Below are 18,910 nucleotides of genomic sequence, written 5' to 3' on the forward strand. Positions count from 1 at the left end.
TCACTCCGCGCGGATATTCGCCCGGCGGATCGCCTCGCCCCAGCCAGCGCGGTCGCGCTGCATGCGGGCCATGAAATCATCCGAGCCCTCGAAATTCGGCGTGAGGCCATTCTCCAGGAGGCGCTGGCGCAAGAGCGGCTCCTGCAGGGCACGCTCGGTCGCTTCGGCCCAGCGGCGGATGCTGGCTGGTGGCATGCCGCGCGGGCCGCAAAGCCCGAACCAGCCCGCCACTTCCAGCCCGGGCACCGTGTCGGCGAGGCGGGGTGCGCTCGCGAATTCCGGCACGCCCACCGCATCAGCCAAGGCCAGCAACCGCAGCTCGCCGCCCTGGATCTGGCGGACCACATCCCCCAGATTGGTGATCAGCACATCCGCCCGCCCTGCGATCACATCGAGCGCCGCCGGCGCCGCCCCGCGATACGGCACATGCACAAGATCCAGCCCCGCCATCACCGCCAGCCGCGCGCCCGTCAGATGCTGCGCCGAGCCCACGCCCGCACTCGCATAGGTGACGCTGCCCGGACGCGCCCGCGCGGCGGCGACAAGCGCGCCGAAGCTCTGATACGGCCCCCTTGCACTGGTGACGGCGCCGTAGCTCGAAAGCGCCACATTCGCGACAGCGACAAGTTCCGTCCGCGGGTCAATCGGCAGATTGGCGCCAGGCAGTTCAGGCCCGATGGTCATGGTCCCCATGGGGCATTGCATCACCGTCGTACCATCGGCCGGACCGCGCGCGACATATTCGGCGGCGATCATGCCATTGGCGCCGGTGCGGCTTTCCACGACGATGCGCATACCCATCGCCTGGCCAATCCCCTCGGCGATCAGGCGGGCAACAAGATCGGCCGTGCCGCCGGGCGCGAAGCCGACCACGATGCGCGGCGGGCGCTCTTGCGCCGGGGCCAGGCCGGGCGCCAGCAACAGCGCGGCGAGGATGAGTGCGCGCCTCATGGCCGCATGCTCAACGCTGCGGGGACGGGCTTCAGCAGCGGCTGCGCCAGATCGGCGAATTCGCACAGCAGGCGCCGTGTGTCGCGCGGGTCAATGATCTCCTCCACCCAGAAGACCTCGGCAGTGCGGAAGGGGCTGCGCAGCAGGTTCAAACGCTCCTCGATCTCCGCGAGCTTGGCTGCGGGGTCCGCGGCGGCGGCGATCTCGGCGCTGTAGGCGGCCTCGATCCCGCCTTCCAGCGGGAGGGAGCCCCAGCGGGCCGAAAGCCAGGCGTAGCGCAGCGAGAAGCGGCCCGCCGGCTGATGCACCACGCCCGCCACACCGAAGGCGTTGCGGATGATCATGGTGCACCAGGGCACGGTGGTCTGGTTCACCGCGGCCATCGCGCGCACGCCCAGGCGGATGGTCGCCGCCTTCTCTGCCGCGAGGCCGACCATGAAGCCCGGGCAATCCTGGAGATAGACGATGGGGAGATGGAACGTCTCGGCCAGGTCCACGAAGCGGATGATCTTGGCGCAGGCATCCGCCGTCCAGGAGCCGCCGTAGAAGAAGGGATCACTGGCCATCAATGCCACAGGCTTGCCATTCAGCCGCGCGAAGCCGGTGATGATGCTGCGGCCGAACATGCGGCCCATCTCGAAGAAGCTGCCCTGGTCCACCACCATGTTGATGATGGGCCGCATCTGATAGACGCGCCGCCTGTCACGCGGGATGTGGGTGAACAGCTTTTCCTCGCGCCGCAGCGGATCATCCATGCAGGCCGTGACGGGCGGTGTGTCGTAGACCGAGGATGGCAGATAGGAGAGGAATTGCCGCGCGCAGGCGAAGGCTTCCTCCTCGCTGTCCACGGCATGATCCACGCCGCCAGCCTTGGTCTGGATCTCCCATCCGCCGAGCTCCTGCTTGGTCAGATCCTCGCCCAGCCGCTTCACGACCGGCGGGCCAGCGACGAACATGGCGGAGGTGGTCCTGGTCATCACGGAATAATGGCTGGCCGCGAGCCGCGCCGCACCCAGCCCAGCGACGGAGCCCAGGCCCAGGCCCACCACAGGCACCATGCTGAGATTGGCCCCCGTGTAGTGATACAGCACAGTGCCGCCGACACCGCCCGGCAGATTGGCCCGGCCCGTCGTCTCGATGGTCTTCACCGAACCACCCCCGCCCGAGCCCTCGATGATGCGGATGATCGGCAGGCGGAATTCATGCGCCATGCGCTCGGCCATGATCGGCTTTTCGCGGATCGTGGCATCGGCCGAGCCGCCGCGCACAGTGAAGTCATCGCCCACCACCACCACCGGGCGGCCTCCCACCTGGGCGCGCCCCATCACGCAGTTGGAGGGCGTCAGCGCCAGGAGCTTGCCATCCGGCCCATATTCCGCCTTGCCCGCGATGGCGCCGACCTCGCGGAAGCTGCCGGCATCCGCCAGGCCCTCGATGCGTTCGCGCACGGTGAGGCGGCCGCCCGCATGCTGCCGGGCGATCTTGTCCTCGCCGCCCAGCTTGCGCGCATGGGCTTCGCGCGCGCGCAGTTCATCCAGCTCGGGCTGCCAGGTCATTGGGCGGGTTCCTTCTGCGCGGCTTCAACAAGGCGCTTGCGCGCGGCTTCAAGGAACCCGGTATTCATGGTCCCTGCCCGCATCTCGGGCGAGCGGAGGGCCGCGGCCAGGAAGGGCGCGTTCAGCCGCACACCCTCGGCCCGGCATTGCTCGAGCGCTTCAGCCAGGCGGGACAGTGCCTCGGCCCGCGTTGGCGCATGGACGATGAGCTTGGCGATCATGGAGTCGTAGTAGGGCGTCAAAAGATCACCGGCCCGGAAGCCCGCATCCACCCGCAGCCCCGGGGCCTCGCGCGGCAGGGTCAATACGGCGAGGCGACCGGGCGAGGGCAGGAATTGCCGCGCCGGGTCCTCGGCGCAGAGACGTGCTTCCACGGCATGGCCATCGAGGCGGATATCCGCTTGCGTGAAGGGCAAGGCTTCGCCGGCGGCGATGCGCAATTGCCATTCCACCAGATCAAGCCCCGTGACCATCTCCGTGACGGGATGCTCCACCTGGAGCCGCGTGTTCATCTCCATGAACCAGACATGATCGCCATGCAGTGGCGTGGCGGCGATGAACTCCACCGTGCCCACGCCCACATAGCCGACCGCCCGCGCCAGCGCGCAGGCGCGGCGGCCCAATTCGGCGCGCAATTCCTGCTCCATGCCAGGGGCCGGGCATTCCTCGACGAGCTTCTGGTGGCGGCGTTGCAGCGTGCAATCACGCTCATGCAGGTGCAGGACATGGCCATGGGCATCGGCCAGGATCTGCACCTCGACATGGCGCGCATCCTCGACCAGTTTTTCCAGCATCACGCGCTCATCGCCAAAGATCGCGGCTTCGCGCCGGGCGGCGGCCAGGGCGGCCGGGAGTGCGTCAGCCTGCGCGACGCGGCGCATGCCGCGCCCACCGCCGCCGCCAATCGCCTTGACCATGATGGGGTAGCCGATACGCTGCGCGGCCGAGGCCAGCGCTGCCTCGGACTGATCCGCGCCGGCGTCCCCCGGCAGACAGCGCAGCCCCGCTTCCTCCGCCAGGATGCGGGCTTGCGCCTTGCCGCCCATCGCGCGGATGGCAGCGGGTGGCGGGCCGATGAAGATCAATCCTGCCCTGGCGCAGGCTTCTGCGAAATCGGCGTTTTCCGAGAGAAAACCGTAGCCCGGATGCACGTAGCGCGCGCCGCTGCGCTCCGCCGCCGCGATGATCGCGGGGATGCAGAGATAGCTCTCGCGCGGATGCGCCGGGCCAATATGTTCGGCGCGATCGGCCGCCTCCACGTGCAGCGCGCCCGCATCCACATCGGAGAAAACGGCGATGCTGGGCCAGCCGAGGCGCCGGCAACTGCGCGCAATCCGCGCCGCGATCTCGCCCCGATTGGCGATGAGAACGGGGCCGCTCACGCGCGGAAGGTCGCGACCGCCTGGCCTTCCTCGACCTGCTGCCCCTCCACCACCAGAATTTCGATGACCACCCCCGCATACGGGGCCTGGATGGGGATCTCCATCTTCATGGATTCCAGGATGACGATCGGCTCATCCTCGGCCAGCACTGTGCCGGCCGGGGCCGTGATCTTCCAGACGGAGGCGCCAATCTCGGCGCGAATGGTGACAAGGGTTTCGGCCATGCTGCGGTATCGCTTCCTCGTGGGCGCGATGCGTGCGCCGCTTTTCACAGGGCCTCTTCGGGCCTGTGGGAAGTTTGAACGCCGGGACGCTCCCGCACAAGCCGGGATGCGGCGGAAATCACTTTCGCGACCGGGGGCTTCCGAGGCAGGGGATCAGCCCGCCCTCGGTTCAGCCCGCAGCGGTGAAGCGATTGGCCGGCACTGGCAGGCCCAGATGCTCGCGCAGAGTGCGGCCCTCGTATTCGGTGCGGAACAGGCCGCGCCGCTGCAATTCCGGCACCACCAACGCCACGAAATCCTCCAGCGGCGTCGGGTAGTAGGGGAACATCAGGGTGAAGCCATCGCAGGCGCCCTCAGCCACCCATTGCGCCATGCTGTCGGCGATGCTGGCCGGCGTGCCGACCAGCAATTGATGGCCCAGCGAAGTGCCGAGATACCGCGCCACCTGGATGACGCTGAGATTTTCCCGCTTCGCCTTGTCCATCAGGTGCTGCTGCCGCGCCTTGGCCGCGTTGCTCGGCGGCAGTGGCGGCAACGGTGCGTCGGGCGGGAAGCTGTGGATATCGAGGTCACCGCAAAGCCGCGCCAGGAGGCGCATCGCGTTCTCATCCGAGAGCAGGCCTTGCAAGCTGCGGTATTTGGCCTGCGCCTCCGCCTCCGTCCGGCCGATGATGGTCATCAGCCCGGGCATCACCTTCACATGCTGCGGGTTGCGGCCATGGCGCGCGGCGCGGGCCTTCAGATCCCGCGTGAAGGCCTGCGCCTCGGCAAGATCGCTTTGCGCGGTGAAGACGAGATCGGCCGTGCGCGCCGCCAATTCCATGCCAGCACTGGAGGATCCGGCCTGGGTGACGATGGGCCGCCCTTGCGGGCATCGCGCCATGTTCAACGGCCCCCGCACGGAGAAATGCTTGCCGCGGTGGTTCAAGTGATGAAGCCGGGACGGGTCAATGAAGTTGCCGCTCGCCTTGTCGCGCAGCATCGCCCCATCCTCGAAGCTGTCCCATAGGCCGGCGACCACATCGTAGAACTCCTCGGCCCGCTCATAGCGTTCGGCATGCAGCATGTGATGGTCCGCGCCGAAATTCCCGGCCTCATCCTCGACCTGGGAGGTAACCAGGTTCCAGCCCGCCCGGCCGCCACTGATATGGTCAATCGAGGCGAAGCGGCGGGCGATGTTGTAGGGCTCATTATAGGTCGTCGTTGCCGTGGCGATCAGCCCGATATGCGTGGTCACGGTCGCGAGTGCGGCCAACAACGTGGTGGGTTCCAGATAGGCCTGGCGGGCCTGCTTCGGGCGGACGGCCGTGATGCCATCCAGCCCCGCGCTACCATTCACCGCGACGGTGTCCTGGAAGAAGATGGTGTCCAGCTTGCCACGCTCGGCAGCCTGCGCGATGCGGACATAGAGGGGGAATTCCATGTCGCATTCCGGAATCGCTTCCGGATGGCGCCAGCCGGCCGAATGGCTGCCGGGGGTGAACAGGAAGGCCGCCAGGTGCATCATGGGACCCGTTTTCATGGGATGGGCCGGATCTCGGTCGCCATGGTGTATTGATCGCCACGCGGCGTCACCCGAAGGTTGCGGCGCGCCCCCCAGGTGGAGCGCATGAAAAAGATCGGCAGCAGCGCCTGGTTCTCCACCGCGAAGCGCACCGCCTCTCGCGTCGCTGCTTCGCGCTCCGCTTCGTCGAAGGTGCTGTCCGCCACATCCAGCAACCGGTCCATCTCCGGGTTGGAATAGCGCGTGCGGTTCCAGCCACCATGGGCGCGCGCGGCATTGGGCGTGCGGACCAGCGCCGTCAGCCCCTCGCTCGCCAGGCCGCTGGAGGAACCGAAGATGGAGAGATGCGCGCTGAGTTCCGGCACGCCGCTCGGCAACAGCGTCGCGCTGCGGCGCAGGTAGATGGGCATGGGCAGCGCCTCGATGGTGGTGCGGATGCCCACCGCCGTCAGCATCTGCGCAATGGCCTGGCAGGTGCGGCTGTCGCCCGCGAAGCGGTCCTGCGTGCAATGCAGATTGAGGTTGAAGCCCTGCGGCAATCCGGCCTCGGTCAGCAAGCGGCGGGCGGCGGCGGGATCGAAGGCGGGCAGCAGCAGCGCGGGTTCATGCCCGCTGAAGCCGGGCGCGGCCACCTGGTTGGCGGGTGTCGCGCCGCCTTCCATCACGCGTTCGGCCAGTGCGCGGCGGTTGATGGCGTGCGTCATTGCTTGGCGCACGCGCTGGTCCCGCAGCGGGTTTTGCGCCAGCGGCTGGCCATCGGCACCTGTCGCGTTGGGGATGCTGGCACTCATGCTGTCGAGGTAGAAGTAATGCGTGAAAATGCTGTCGCCGGAGACCAGCTGCGTGCGGGAATCATTCTGGATACGTTCGTGCAGTCCGGACGGCACGGTATCAATCACATCCACATCGCCGGCCAGCAAGGCCGCCACCCGCGCGCTGTCATTGGAGATGAAGCGATAGGTCACGCGCGCCCAGGGCTCAGCCGGTCCGCGCCAATTCGCGCTGCGTTCCAGCACTACATCCTGGTTGGGCGTCCAACGGATCCAGCGATAGGGGCCGGTGCCGAGGGCCGCGCGGCCGCCATTGAAATCCGCCTCGCTCGCATCCGTGGCGCCGCGCTCGTTCAGGATGGCGATGGCGACCAGGAAATGCGGCTGCAAGGGGGTGGGCGTTCGGGTCTTCACGCGCAGCGTCAGCGCATCCACCACTTCGATTTCAGTGATGTTGCGCACCGCACTGGCATAAGTGCGCGGGCCCTGCGCCGCCTGGGCGCGGCGGATGGAGAACGCCACGTCGGAGGCGGTCAGCGGGCTGCCATCATGGAAGTTCACGCCGGGGCGAAGGCGAAACTCCCAGGTCAGCGGATCAATCGGCCGCCATGATTCCGCGAGGCCGGCTTCAGCGCGCAGCTGGGCATTTTGCGTCAGCAATGTCTCGAACACATGCAGCTGCACGTTGCGGTTGGGCGTGAAGGTGAGATGCGGATCGGAGCTATCCACCGCCGCCTTCATGCCGATGCGCAGGTTTTGCGCCTGCGCGGGCTGCCCCACCAGCCACCCGGCCATGAGCCCCAACAGGATTGCCCCGCTTCGCATCGCCACCATCCCCTGATCTCCGCGCAGAATTCTCGTAGCATCTGGCGTCAGGCCGCGCTTGCGCCACAAGGCCGAAGCCGGGCCAAATCCGTCAGGAGACCGCACCAACGCCCAGGAAGCGGGCGAATCTGCCCATAAGGAGACCATGCCTGATGCAAACCCCAGACCGACAGATGCATTTGGGTGTCTTCGTCCTCGGCACCGGCAACCATATCGCCGGTTGGCGGTATCCGGGGGCGGCAGATAGCTTCCAGAGCCTGCCCGTGATCCAGGAGATTGCCCGCATCGCCGAGCGCGGGAAATTCGACCTGCTCTTTCTCGGCGACAGCCTGGTGGCCGGCGTGAATGACCACCCTTCCTTCACCGCGCGCTTCGAACCCATCACCATGCTGGCAGCACTCGCTGCGACAACGACGCATCTGGGCCTTGGTGCCACCTCCTCCACCACCTATGGCGAACCCTTCATCGTGGCGCGCGCCTTCGCCTCGTTGGATCATCTGAGTGGCGGGCGCGCGGCCTGGAATGCCGTCACTAGCTCAGGCCCCAAGGCCGCGGCCAATTTCGGCCGCGAACATCCCCGGCATGATGCGCGTTATGAAGTGGCCGAGGAATTCGTGGATGTGGTGCGCGGCCTCTGGGATTGCTGGGATGATGGCGCGATCATCGCCGATCGCGAGACGGGCCAGTACATCAACCCCGACAAGGTGCGTGAGCTGAACCACAAGGGCCGCTTCTTCCAGGTGAAGGGGCCGCTGAATATCGGCCGCTGCCCGCAGGGGCAGCCCATCATCCTGCAGGCCGGCAGCTCGGAGGTCGGCCTGGCGCTGGCGGCACGCACGGCCGATGTCGTGTTCTCGGTCGTACAGGATCTGGAGGAGGCGAAGCTCGCCTACCGCGCGCTCAAGGACCTCCTGCCGCGCTACGGCCGCGTGGCTTCCGATATCGCCCTGCTGCCCGGCGTCATGCCCGTGATCGGCGCGACCGAGGCCGAAGCGCGCGAGAAGCTCAACACGCTGCAGGGCTTCGTCACCAGCAACAATGCCGCAACGCTGCTTTCCAATCGCCTCGGCATGGACGTCTCCGGCTTCCCGATGGATGAGCTGGTGCCGGATCTGCCCCTGCCCGACACCTCGCACGGCTTCGCCCGCACCATGCTGGCAAAGGCCAAGCGCGAGCGGATGACGTGGCGGGACCTGCACAACCTGACCGGGGCCGCGCGCGGGCATTGGGTGATCTGCGGCACAGCCCAGACCATCGCCGATATGCTGGAACTCTGGTTCCGCGAATATGCGGCCGATGGCTTCAATATCCTGCCGCCCTATTTCCCCGGCGGCTTTGATGACTTCGTGGATCAGGTGGTGCCGATCCTTCAGGCGCGCGGCCTCTTCCGGCGCGACTACACCGGGACCATGCTGCGGGACCATCTGGGCCTGGCGCGCCCGGCCAATCGCCTCTTTGGCGCCGCGCCGGGGTGAAGACCGGGGCTTTGGCCGGGGCGAAGGGCGCGCCGGCCTTGGCGCCGGGTGGCGTTTGAGAGGATGGTTCACCGCTGGAGCGACCTCGCCTCAGTGGATCATGCTCCGGGGAGAAAAAATGCGCTGGGGTCGCGAGACGAATTTGCTGCTGCTGGCCCTGGGGGCGATGTTCGTGCAGCAAAGCTTCGCCTCGCTCGGCCGCAGCCTGCCCAGCGTCATCGCCCCCGCCATCATCACCGATCTCGGCATTGATGCGGCCTGGGTCGGTGTCTATGTCAGCCTGATCGCGGTTTCGGCGCTGGCCTTCCAACTGGGCTGCGGCAGCTTCATCATCCGGCATGGCGCGCTGCGCATGAGCCAGGTGGCGCTGGTGCTGCTGGCGGGCGGGCTGTTTGCCGCATCCTCCGGACTGATCGTCATGCTGGCGCTCTCGGCCATGATCGGTGGCGGCGGATCGGCGATTTCGACGCCGGCGAGTTCGCATCTGCTCGGCCGGTACTCGCCACCGAAATACGCGCCGCTGGTGTTTTCCGTGAAGCAGACGGCGGTGCCGGCCGGCCTGCTGCTGGCCGGGCTGCTGGGGCCGGCCATCACCTATTGGGGTGGTTGGCGCCTGGCCCTCGATGTCGCGGCCGTCGCCTGCCTCATCTTTGCGGTGCTGCTGCAGCCCATGCGGCGCGAATTCGACTCCGACCGCGTGCCCACGCGGCAATTCCATCTCTCCGACTTCAAGACGACCATCACCGCAGTGCTGGCGACGCCGGAATTGCGCAACCTCTCCTTTGCCTGCTTCGCCTTCAACGGCTTGCAGACGGTCTTTACCTCCTACTTCATCCTCTACCTCGTGGACCTCGGCCATAGCCTCAGCCTGGCCGGCTTCGTCTTCGCGGTGGCGATGTTCGTGGCGGTACCCTGCCGCATCGTCTGGGGTTGGCTTGGCAGCACCATCGCGACGCCACGCGCGATGATGGGCGGCTTGGCGCTCGGCATGGCGGCGAGCACACTGGTCATGGGCTTCTACGGCCCCTCCTGGCCCGTCTTCCTGATCGGCCTGACGGCGAGTTGCCTCAGCGCCACCGCCATGTCCTGGCATGGCGTGCTGCTGGCGGAAGCCGCGCGCCTGGCACCACCTGGCATGCGTGGCGGGGCCACCGGCGGCGTGCTGTCCTTTGGCCAGATGGGTGGGCTTTTGCTGCCGCTGATCTATGCGCTGCTGCTATGGGTGACTGGCAGCCACGGCCTCGGCTTCGCCGTCTGCGGCCTGCCGGCGCTGGTGGTGGGAATTGTTCTCTCGCGCAGGCCGCGCTGAGCCCTGGACAAGGCCGCGCGCAGGCCCGCATGCTGATCGCTCCGCCCGCGCAAGGAGATCCTGGATCATGCAACGTCGTTCCCTGATGCAGGCGGGGCTTGCTGCATCCCTCGCGGCACCGGCCGCCACCCGCGCGCAATCCGCCAGCACACTGCGCTTCATCCCGCAGCAGGATCTGATCGTGCTCGATCCGGTCACCACCACGGCCTATATCACCCGCAACCATGGCTACATGGTCTTCGACACGCTCTACGGCATGGATAGCCGCTTCCAGGCGACGCCGCAGATGCTGGAAGGCCACAGCATCGAGAATGACGGCAGGCTGTGGAATCTGCGCCTGCGCGAAAACCTCTGGTTCCATGACGGCACGCCGGTGCTGGCCAAGGATTGCGTGGCCAGCATCCGCCGCTGGGCGCGGCGTGATCCCTTCGGCGTGACCCTCATGGAAGCGACCGATGAGCTTTCGGCGCCGGATGACCGCACCATCCGCTTCCGCCTCAAGCGCCCCTTCCCGCTGCTGCCCATCGCCCTGGGAAAAGCCTCGGTGCCGGTCTGCGCCATGATGCCCGAGCGCCTGGCGAACACCGACCCCTTCCAGCAGGTGCCCGAGATGGTCGGCAGCGGCCCCTTCCGCTTCAAAGCGGATGAGCGCGTGGCGGGCGCCAAGGTGGTCTATACGAAGTTCGAGCGCTATGTGCCGCGCAGCGGCGGCACGCCCAGCTGGACCGCTGGTCCCAAGGTGGTTCACTTCGACCGCGTGGAGTGGAACTCCATGCCCGATGCCTCCACCGCCAATTCCGCGATGCTGAACAATGAGCAGGATTGGCAGGAATACGCCTCGCTCAATCACCTGACGATGCTGCGCCGCGCGCGCAACCTGCGTATGCAGAACCTGGACCCGACCGGCTATGTCTCCATGCTGCGGGTGAACCACCTGCAGCCGCCCTTCAACAACCCGGCCATCCGCCGGGCACTGTGGGGGGCGATTGACCAGACGGCCTGCATGCATGCGCTGGTCGGCCCCACGGAGACGAGCCTTTACCACGTGCCGCTCGGCTTCTTCGCGCCCAATACCCCCATGGCCTCAGAGGTCGGGCTGGAGCCTTTGCGCGGGCCACGCGACATGGCCGCCGTCAACCGGGCGCTGCGCGGCGCGGGCTATAATGGCGAGACGGTGCTGCTGATGATCCCGAGCAACTCCGCCTCCCTCGCCCTGCAGGGCGAGGTGATGGCCGATACGCTCAAGCGCGCCGGCATGAATGTCGAGGTCTATGCGGTGGAGTTCAACGCCATGCTGCAACGGCGCAACCGCCGCGGCCCGGTGAGCGAGGGCGGCTGGAGCGCCTTCGTCACCAATTGGTCCGGCTCGGATTGGCTGTCGCCCGCAGGCCACATCGCGCTGCGCGGCAATGGCGAGGCCGGTTACGCCGGCTGGGCCACCATGCCCCGCATCGAGGCGCTGCGCGAAGCCTGGTTCAACGCCCCGGACGAGGCGGCGCAGCAGGCCATCTGCCGCGACATCCAGCTCGAAGCCATGCGGGAGGTGCCCTACTACCCGCTGGGCCAGGTGATGCAGCCTACGGTCTTCCGCGCCAACCTCACTGGCGTTCTGGAGGGCTTCTCCACCTTCTGGAATGTGCGGCGCGCATGAGCCCGCGCGACACGGCGCTGGCTTACATCAGCGCGAATGAGCCCCGCTTCTCGGAATTCTGCCAGCGCATCTGGTCCCATGCGGAGCCCGCCTGGCGCGAATACAAGTCCGCCCGCGACTATGTGGAATTGCTGCGCGCCGAGGGCTTCTCGGTCGAGGCCGGATCCGGCGGCATGCCCACCGCCTTCGTGGCGAGCTGGGGCAGCGGCAAGCCCGTCCTGGCGGGCTTCTCCGAATATGACGCGGTGCCCGGCAATTCGCAGCAGGTGGTGCCCTATCCCGCCCCGCGCGAGGGCGTGCACCCCTATGCGGCGGGCCATACCGACCCGCACTCCGTGCTGGGGACCGCATCCCTCGTCGCCATGCTGGGTGCCAAGGCCGCGATGCAGCAGCATGGCATCGCCGGCACTCTGAAGCTGTTCGGCGAACCGGCCGAGAAGGTCTGCGGCTCCAAGCCCGTGCACGCGGCCAAGGGCTATTACAACGACCTCGATGCCGCCGTGGTCTGGCACCCCTGGCCGTCCAACACCGTGACCAGCGACACGCAATTCGGCGCCTATTGGTCCTGCGTCATCACCTTCGAGGCGGCCGATCCGGAAAACTGGATCGACCCCACGCTTGTGCCCATCGAGGGTGCCCATGCCCAGGCCCGCTGCCCCGGCGCGCTGGATGCGATGTGCCTGATGTACACCACGACGAAATACACGAAGGAGGCGATGTTCCCGCATGCCGGCTCCTGGACGCTGAATGAATTCGTCCTGGGCGATGGCGGTGCCACATCGGACAATCTCGCGCCGCGCTTCGCGCAGATCCAGTATTCCTGGCGCGCTTCCTCGCTCGGCATCCAGGAGCAGATCTGGCGCGTGCTGGCGAATAATGCGCGCCATGCCGCGGCCAGCACCGGCTGCCGCGCCTTTGTGCGCTGGGTGACGAAGACGCGCGTGGGCCTGCCCAACCAGGTGATGACAGACCTCACCTGGAAGAACCTGCAAGCCGTCGGTGCGCCAGCCTATGACGAAGCCGCGCTGGAATTCGGGCGCGACATCCAGCGCAACCTGGGCCTCGCGCCGATGGAGGATCCTTTCATCCCCACCGCCAGCCGCCTGATGCCGCCAGAGGAAAACGAGGCCCGGCTGCGCGCCGGCCTGCCCGCCTGGCAGAAGCATCTCAGCGCCGATGACTATGTGGAGTTCTGCTGGCATGCGCCCACGGTGCGGCTGCTGGCCGCGCGGCCCCGGCTGCGTCCGCCCACGCCCGGCTTCGCCTATCCCAACTGGGCCTATCTGGCCCTTGGCGGCCTGCCCGGCGCGGTGGACCCGGGCATGTTCGTCGCCGCGCGCACCATGGCGCTGACCTATGTGGACCTCGCCACGCAGCCGGAGACCCTGGCCGCCGCACAGGCCGAGTTCCGCGAACGCAGCGGCATCGGCACGCCCGCCTGGGTGCCGCCGCTGCTGCCAGCGGATTTTGACCCGCCCGTGGATCTGCGCTGGCCGGAATACGTGACCACCGCGCGGGGCGAGGAATGGTGCATCCCCACGCCACATGCTGGCACCGGGGCAGGCGAAACCCTTTAGCCCCCGCCCGGCCATCAATATGGCCGGCTGATGCCGCTGCCAGGATCCTCGAAGCGCCGCCCCCTTCGAGGATCCGCCCAACCCCCAAGACAAATCCCCCCCGTCATGCGCATATGGCCGGCAGCCGCGAAACCCGTGATGGAAAAACCACTTGCGCTGGGGACCATATCGGCAGCTGGGGGGGATCCTGGCCTTGGCCCTCATGCTGGCCCCGCCCTCCCTGCCCCAATCCTTGAGCGAGCCCGCGCAGGATGAGCCGGCCGCGCTCTCCTATCGCGCCCGCATCCCCGATACTGGCGATGCGACACTCGATGCACTGCTGCGCACCACCTCCAACCTGATCGCCCTGCAGGAGGTTGCGCCGACGGATGCGGAAGGGCTGCTCTCCCGCATCGCGGCGGAGCCGGCACGGCTCTGGCCAGTGCTCGACGCCGAAGGCTATTGGGCCGGCAGGATCGAGATCACCCAATCGCCCGGCACGCCCGTCGCGGTGGAGATCGGCGTGACACCCGGCCCCCGCTATACGCTCAGGCAAATCACGGTGGAGGGGAGCCCGGCGCCGGATCTCACAGCCGGCCAGCCAGCCCGGGCCGAGGCGGTGCTGGGCGCCGAAACCGCGCTGCTTGCCCAGCTACGCCGCGACGGCCACCCGCTGGCCCGGATCGAGCGGCAGGTGACGGTGGACCATTCAGCCCGCGCGATGGACATCGCCTTCACCGTGCAGCCCGGCCCGCGCGCGGAGTTCGCTCCCCCCAGCGTCACCGGCACCGAGCGCGTGAACCCCGAGGTGGTGCGCCGCGTGGCGGCCCTGCGCCTGGCCGAGCAAAGCTTCAGCCCGGAACGCCTCGCTCGCGCCCGCGCCGATGTGGCAGCCCTCGGGCCCTTCGCCTCGGTGCGGATCGAGACCGGTCCGGCACTGGATGCGCAGGGCCGCCTGCCGGTGACGGTGGAGGTGCGTGAACGCCCCTTCCGGGTGCTGAGCGCCACGGCTGCCTATGAGACCAATTACGGCGCCTCGCTGCGCTTTGGCTGGCAGCATCGCAACCTTCTGGGGGGTGCCGAAAATCTCCGCGTGGAGCTGGAAGCCAGCCGCATCGGCACGGACCCGAACCTGCTCAATGCCCGCGCCGCCGTGACCTGGCGGCAGCCGCTGCCCTTCGGCTGGGATGGCAGCCTCGTCGGTGGGCCCGCCCTCGTGCGGGACAGGCTGGATAGCTACGACCGTAACGCCTTCGTGTTCAACCTGGCCTATGAGCGGCGGCTCGGCGAGCGCTGGACCCTCTCCACCGGCCCCATCGCCGAGATCGGCCAGAGCGGCGTGCCGGGCGGCACGCTCAGCCCCTATCAGTTGGCCGGCTGGGCGGTGCAGGCGCGGTATGACAGCACGCAAAGCCTGCTCGATCCGCGCTCGGGCATCCGTGCGCAGGGCAGCGTGACGCCCTCCTATGCGTTCAATGACAGCACGGCCTATCTGCCGCTGCGGCTGGCCGGCTCCACCTATTTCGACGTGACGGGCGACGGCCGTGGCATCCTCGCGCTGCGCGGCGTCCTGGGCAGCCTCGTGAACACCACGGCCGAAAATGTCCCACCCAGCCAGCGCTTCTATGCGGGCGGCGGTGGATCGGTCCGCGGCTATGATTATCAATCCATCGGGCCGCGCACGCCCCAGGGCCAACCAGGGGGGGGCAAGCCCGCCGGCGGGGCGAGCCTGCTGGAGGGCACCGTCGAGTGGCGCCAGCGCTTTGGCGAGAACTTCGGGGCCGTCGCTTTCGTGGATGCGGGCTCGGTCGGCGCCAAGACCTGGGCGCCGACGGATGATTTGCGCGTGGGCGCCGGCATTGGCCTGCGCTACTACACGGCGATCGGCCCGATCCGCGCCGACCTCGCCATCCCGTTGGTGCGCCAGCAGGGCAGCGGGTCCTTCGGCTTCTATATCGGCATCGGCCAGGCCTTCTGATGGGCTCTCCGTGATGCGCCGCGCGCTCCTGATCATCGCGTTCATGCTGGGCTTACCGGTGCTGCTGCTGGGCGCGCTGCTGACGCCCTGGGGCCTGGGGGTCGCGCTGGGCTTTGTGCCCGGCCTGCAGCTGGAGGGGCTTTCCGGCCCCCTGCCCGGTCGGCTGGGCGCCGAGCGCGTCAGCCTGACCGATCCGGAAGGAACCTGGCTGGAAGCGGAGGGCGTGGAGATCCAGCTCGCCTGGCGCGATCTTCTGGCAGGCCGTGTCCGGCTGGAGGCGGTGGGCGCGCGGCGGCTCATCCTGCACCGCCTGCCGCCCTCCGCGCCTACGGCCGAGCCCGCGCCATTCGCGCTGCCCCGCCTGCCCCATCTGCCCGTCGCCATCCGGCTGGAAGGGGTGGACCTGCCCAGGGTCGAACTGGGCGAGGCGGTGCTCGGCCAGGCGGCCAGCCTCTCCCTGGTTGGCTCCCTGGCATTGGAGGCAGCTCATCTCGCGGCTTCGCTCACGCTGCAACGGCTGGACCGGCCCGGCAGCGCGCGGCTGGAGCTGAGCCTGGGAGGCGTGGCGCTGACGGCAAACCTCGCGGCCGCCGAGCCAGCCGGCGGGCTGGTGGCGGCCCTGGCCGGGATGCCGGAGGCGCCCTTCGCGCTCGATCTCAGTCTGGATGGCCCGGCGAGTGGTGCGGCGTGGAGCCTTGCCGCCACGCTTGGGCCGGCAGAGGCGCATCTGCGTGGCAATGCCGGGCTTGCGGCCGATGGCACCCTGGCGCTGACGCTGGGCGGCACGGCCTCGCCCGCGGGGCTGCTGCCGGCGGCTTTCGCCCCGCTGGCCGCGCGCATCACGCTGGATGCGGCGGTGGCCCGTGCGCCGGATGGCGCGCTCACCCTCGGCAATTTGGCCCTCGGCCTCCCCGCGGGCCAGGCAAGCGGCGCAGGCCGGCTGGATGCGCGCGAGGCATTGAGCGCCCGCTTCCGGCTCGATGCAGCACCAGCCGAATTCTTCGCCCCCTGGCTCCCGCCGGGCCTGACATGGCGCGCCCTCTCCGCAGAGGGCGAGGTGAGCGGCAGCCTCGCCGCCCCGGCGCTCATCCTCAATATCCTGGCCGAGGCGCCGCATGGGCTGGGCGAGGCGGATGCGATGCTGGGCGAAGCCCCCCGCCTGCACGCGCGGCTGGCCGGCGGGCACATCGAGGCCAGCCTTGCGGGGGAGCGCGTGGATGCCCGCCTGGATGGCCCGATCACGGCGCCCTTTGATCTCGCCTTCACCCTCTCCGCGCGCGACCCACCCGGCCTGACGGGGGATATCAGCGCCGAAGGCCGCCTGGCCGGCACCGCCGAGGCACCACTTTTGCAGGCCGAGCTGCGCTCCGAACGGCTGGAGGGCCAGGGCCAGGTCTTTGAAGCCATTCACCTTTCGGCCAGCGCCTCGGTCAGCGCGGCCCGGGTGGAGGGGGTGGGCCGCTTCCAGTCGCGCCCGCTGAACCTCAACATCGAGGCCAGCCGCGAAGGCGAGATCCTGCGGCTGGACCGGCTGGAGGCCCGCTTCGCCGAAGCCACACTGACCGGTTCCGGCCGGGGCAGCCTGCCGGCCGGCCCCTTCACCGGCGATGTGCGGCTGGAAGCGCCCGATCTCGCGCGACTGGAATTGGGGCTGCATGGCCGGCTCAGTGCCGAGTTGAATGCCAGCGCCATCCCCGGTGCGAGCGGCGCGGCGGCCCAGGGGATCCGGCTGCGGCTGAACGGCACGGGCCTGGGGACGACTGGCCTGCGCGCTGGCATCCAGGCGGAGGCCGAGGGCAGTCTGGCCGCGCTCGCCTTCCGGCTTGGGCTCACGGTGGCGGAGGGCGCGCTGAACCTGGCAGGGGAACTGGCACTGGATGGGACGGAGGCGCAGATCACGCTCGTACGTCTGGAGGCACGCTCCGGCCTGGATGCGCTGAACCTCGCCGGCCCGGCGCGGATCCGGGTGAACCAGGCGGGGGATGGGGTGCTGGAACCGGCGCGCCTTACCAGCCGGCGCGGCGGCACGCTGGCGCTGCAAGGACGCGTGCAGGGCGGGCAGATCACGGCGCGGGCCGATCTGGCAGCCGTGCCGCTGGGCCCGCTGAGCGGCGGCTTGGCCACCGGCACAGCCTCCGGGCAGGCGACGGCATCAGGCAGCCTGGGCACGCCGCAGATCGAGGCCAGCCTGCGCGTCGACGCGCTGCGGGCCAGCCAGGCGCCGCTTCTGCCGCCTGCCCAGCTGACCGGCACGGCGCGGCTGCAGGGGCAGGCGCTGCGGGCGGAGGCGCGGCTCACCGCCGGTCCGGCCGTGCAGCTGGATATCACAGCACAACAGCCGCGCGGCCTGGGGCCCGCACAGGCCTTCGAGGCCAGCCTGCGCGGGCGGCTCGACCTCGGGCTGCTGGCGCGGCCCTATCTGGCCGCCGGTGCCGATCGGGTCTCCGGCCGGCTCGCGCTGGATCTGCGGGCCAGCGGCACCCCGGCAGCACCCGTGCTGGCCGGCGGGGCGACGCTGAGCGAGGCCAGCTACGCCAACCCGATCTATGGCACGCGCATCGAGGGGGTCGGCGCGCGGCTGACGGCTCAGGGCCAGCGCCTGGTCGTGGAGAGCTTCACGGGGCGCACCGGCGGTGGCGGCACGCTGTCCGCGCAAGGCTGGATTGAACCCCTGGGCGAGGGGTTGCCCGCGCAGTTCCGTCTGCAGGCGGAGGCTGCACGCCCCATCGGCGGCAGCCTGGGCGATGCCACACTGGACGCCGACCTCCGGCTGGCCGGGCCGCTGCTCTCGGGCGGAAGCCTCAGCGGGCGGGTGAATCTGCGCCGGGCCGAGCTGCGCATCCCCGAAAGCCTGCCCGCCAGCGTGCCCAGCCTGGCCCCGGTGCGGCAGATCGGGCCCCTGCCCCCCGGCCGCCCGGCGCCGCCCGCCCCGCGCCCGCCCATCGCCAGGCCAAGCCTGCCCATGGCGCTGGACATCACGGTCGCCGCCCCGCGCGCCCTGTTCATCCGCGGGCGCGGGCTGGACGCCGAATTGGGGGGTGAACTGGTGCTGCGCGGCACGCTGGCCGCGCCCATCCCCTCCGGTGGGTTCCGGCTGCGGCGTGGCAGCTACGATCTCGCTGGGCGGCGGCTGGAATTCAGCCGCGGCATCATCGGCTTCGACTCCCAAAATTTCACGCCGAACCTCGATTTCCTGGCAAGCGCGCGCAGCCGCTCCCACACCATCAACCTCACCATCACGGGCAACCCCGCCACACCCCAGATCCATGTGACGGCCGAGCCGGAATTGCCGCAGGATGAGGCACTGGCCCGGCTGCTATTCGACCGCGAGACGGGCCGGCTCTCGCCCTTCGAAATCCTCACCATCACCCAGGCGGCCGCCCAACTGGCCGGGCTGCCCACCCCGGGGCTGAGCGCGATGGACCGACTGCGGCGCGGCCTGGGGCTGGATCGGCTGGGCGTCGGCTCGGATGGCAGCGGGCGGGCGGCGCTGGAGGCCGGCGGCTATGTCGCGCCGGGCGTCTATCTCGGCATCCGCCAGGGCACAGCGGGCGGGGCGCCGGGTGTCGGCGTTCAGGTGGAACTCACCCCCAGCCTGCGGATGGAGGGACAGACCAGCACCGGCCCGGCTGGCGACCGGCTCGGCATCACCTGGGAGCGCGAATACTGACCGCGATGGACCCGCGGGGCCGGATGAGCAATCCTGGCCGATGAGACAAGAGCGGGGCG

12 protein-coding genes are annotated in these 18,910 nt (G+C 69.2%); 6 read left to right on the forward strand and 6 right to left on the reverse strand.

Annotated elements, in window-relative coordinates:
* From LHU95_RS15980 to LHU95_RS16005, 6 genes are all read right to left on the reverse strand, one after another.
* The gene (locus tag LHU95_RS15980; RefSeq protein WP_248707957.1) at positions 1-951 is read right to left on the reverse strand and encodes a tripartite tricarboxylate transporter substrate binding protein; all 951 of its coding nucleotides are present in this window, start codon (positions 949-951) and stop codon (positions 1-3) included.
* A complete protein-coding gene (locus LHU95_RS15985; RefSeq protein ID WP_248707958.1) occupies positions 948-2,507 on the reverse strand; it encodes a carboxyl transferase domain-containing protein in 1,560 nt (519 codons plus the stop codon). The genes LHU95_RS15980 and LHU95_RS15985 overlap by 4 nt, the downstream gene beginning before the upstream one ends.
* Entirely contained in the window at positions 2,504-3,889 is a 1,386-nt protein-coding gene (locus tag LHU95_RS15990; RefSeq protein WP_248707959.1) for a biotin carboxylase N-terminal domain-containing protein, read from the reverse strand. Before LHU95_RS15990 ends, LHU95_RS15985 begins: the two co-directional genes overlap by 4 nt.
* Positions 3,886-4,113 carry an acetyl-CoA carboxylase biotin carboxyl carrier protein subunit gene (locus LHU95_RS15995; RefSeq protein ID WP_248707960.1) on the reverse strand — a complete coding sequence of 76 codons (228 nt, stop codon included), beginning with the start codon at positions 4,111-4,113 and terminating at the stop codon, positions 3,886-3,888. The genes LHU95_RS15990 and LHU95_RS15995 overlap by 4 nt, the downstream gene beginning before the upstream one ends.
* A 169-nt stretch (positions 4,114-4,282) precedes the next feature.
* The gene (locus LHU95_RS16000; RefSeq protein WP_248707961.1) at positions 4,283-5,620 is read right to left on the reverse strand and encodes an LLM class flavin-dependent oxidoreductase; all 1,338 of its coding nucleotides are present in this window, start codon (positions 5,618-5,620) and stop codon (positions 4,283-4,285) included.
* An 11-nt stretch (positions 5,621-5,631) separates the two neighbouring features.
* Positions 5,632-7,212 (reverse strand): ABC transporter substrate-binding protein, encoded by a 1,581-nt coding sequence (locus LHU95_RS16005; protein ID WP_248707962.1) that lies wholly within the window; start codon positions 7,210-7,212, stop codon positions 5,632-5,634.
* A gap of 152 nt (positions 7,213-7,364) precedes the next feature.
* Between LHU95_RS16005 and LHU95_RS16010 the strand changes: the two genes are divergently transcribed.
* The 6 genes from LHU95_RS16010 to LHU95_RS16035 all read left to right on the forward strand — a co-directional run bounded on the left by LHU95_RS16010 (position 7,365) and on the right by LHU95_RS16035 (position 18,851).
* Positions 7,365-8,687, forward strand: a complete 1,323-nt coding sequence (locus LHU95_RS16010; protein ID WP_248707963.1) for an LLM class flavin-dependent oxidoreductase — start codon at positions 7,365-7,367, stop codon at positions 8,685-8,687.
* Positions 8,688-8,805: 118 nt separating this feature from the next.
* Positions 8,806-9,996, forward strand: coding sequence for an MFS transporter (locus LHU95_RS16015; protein ID WP_248707964.1), 1,191 nt, complete (start codon positions 8,806-8,808; stop codon positions 9,994-9,996).
* A 67-nt stretch (positions 9,997-10,063) separates the two neighbouring features.
* The gene (locus LHU95_RS16020; protein ID WP_248707965.1) at positions 10,064-11,647 is read left to right on the forward strand and encodes an ABC transporter substrate-binding protein; all 1,584 of its coding nucleotides are present in this window, start codon (positions 10,064-10,066) and stop codon (positions 11,645-11,647) included.
* Positions 11,644-13,224 carry an amidohydrolase gene (locus LHU95_RS16025; protein WP_248707966.1) on the forward strand — a complete coding sequence of 527 codons (1,581 nt, stop codon included), beginning with the start codon at positions 11,644-11,646 and terminating at the stop codon, positions 13,222-13,224. Before LHU95_RS16020 ends, LHU95_RS16025 begins: the two co-directional genes overlap by 4 nt.
* A gap of 202 nt (positions 13,225-13,426) precedes the next feature.
* Positions 13,427-15,181: an autotransporter assembly complex family protein gene (locus tag LHU95_RS16030; protein ID WP_248711572.1), complete on the forward strand. Its 1,755-nt coding sequence runs from the start codon at positions 13,427-13,429 to the stop codon at positions 15,179-15,181.
* Positions 15,182-15,194: 13 nt separating this feature from the next.
* A complete protein-coding gene (locus LHU95_RS16035) occupies positions 15,195-18,851 on the forward strand; it encodes a translocation/assembly module TamB domain-containing protein (protein ID WP_248707967.1) in 3,657 nt (1,218 codons plus the stop codon).
* Positions 18,852-18,910: the final 59 nt, after the last annotated feature.

It is taken from the genome of Sediminicoccus sp. KRV36 (assembly GCF_023243115.1).
In the GTDB taxonomy this organism is placed as follows: Bacteria; Pseudomonadota; Alphaproteobacteria; order Acetobacterales; family Acetobacteraceae; genus Roseococcus.

Bases quoted from the DNA above. Each gene is read 5' to 3' on its own strand.
- LHU95_RS15980 (WP_248707957.1), bottom strand. From the start codon at position 951: ATGAGGCGCGCACTCATCCTCGCCGCGCTGTTGCTGGCGCCCGGCCTG.
- LHU95_RS15985 (WP_248707958.1), bottom strand. From the start codon at position 2,507: ATGACCTGGCAGCCCGAGCTGGATGAACTGCGCGCGCGCGAAGCCCAT.
- LHU95_RS15995 (WP_248707960.1), bottom strand. From the start codon at position 4,113: ATGGCCGAAACCCTTGTCACCATTCGCGCCGAGATTGGCGCCTCCGTC.
- LHU95_RS16000 (WP_248707961.1), bottom strand. From the start codon at position 5,620: ATGATGCACCTGGCGGCCTTCCTGTTCACCCCCGGCAGCCATTCGGCC.
- LHU95_RS16005 (WP_248707962.1), bottom strand. From the start codon at position 7,212: ATGCGAAGCGGGGCAATCCTGTTGGGGCTCATGGCCGGGTGGCTGGTG.
- LHU95_RS16010 (WP_248707963.1), top strand. From the start codon at position 7,365: ATGCAAACCCCAGACCGACAGATGCATTTGGGTGTCTTCGTCCTCGGC.
- LHU95_RS16015 (WP_248707964.1), top strand. From the start codon at position 8,806: ATGCGCTGGGGTCGCGAGACGAATTTGCTGCTGCTGGCCCTGGGGGCG.
- LHU95_RS16020 (WP_248707965.1), top strand. From the start codon at position 10,064: ATGCAACGTCGTTCCCTGATGCAGGCGGGGCTTGCTGCATCCCTCGCG.
- LHU95_RS16025 (WP_248707966.1), top strand. From the start codon at position 11,644: ATGAGCCCGCGCGACACGGCGCTGGCTTACATCAGCGCGAATGAGCCC.
- LHU95_RS16030 (WP_248711572.1), top strand. From the start codon at position 13,427: ATGCTGGCCCCGCCCTCCCTGCCCCAATCCTTGAGCGAGCCCGCGCAG.
- LHU95_RS16035 (WP_248707967.1), top strand. From the start codon at position 15,195: ATGCGCCGCGCGCTCCTGATCATCGCGTTCATGCTGGGCTTACCGGTG.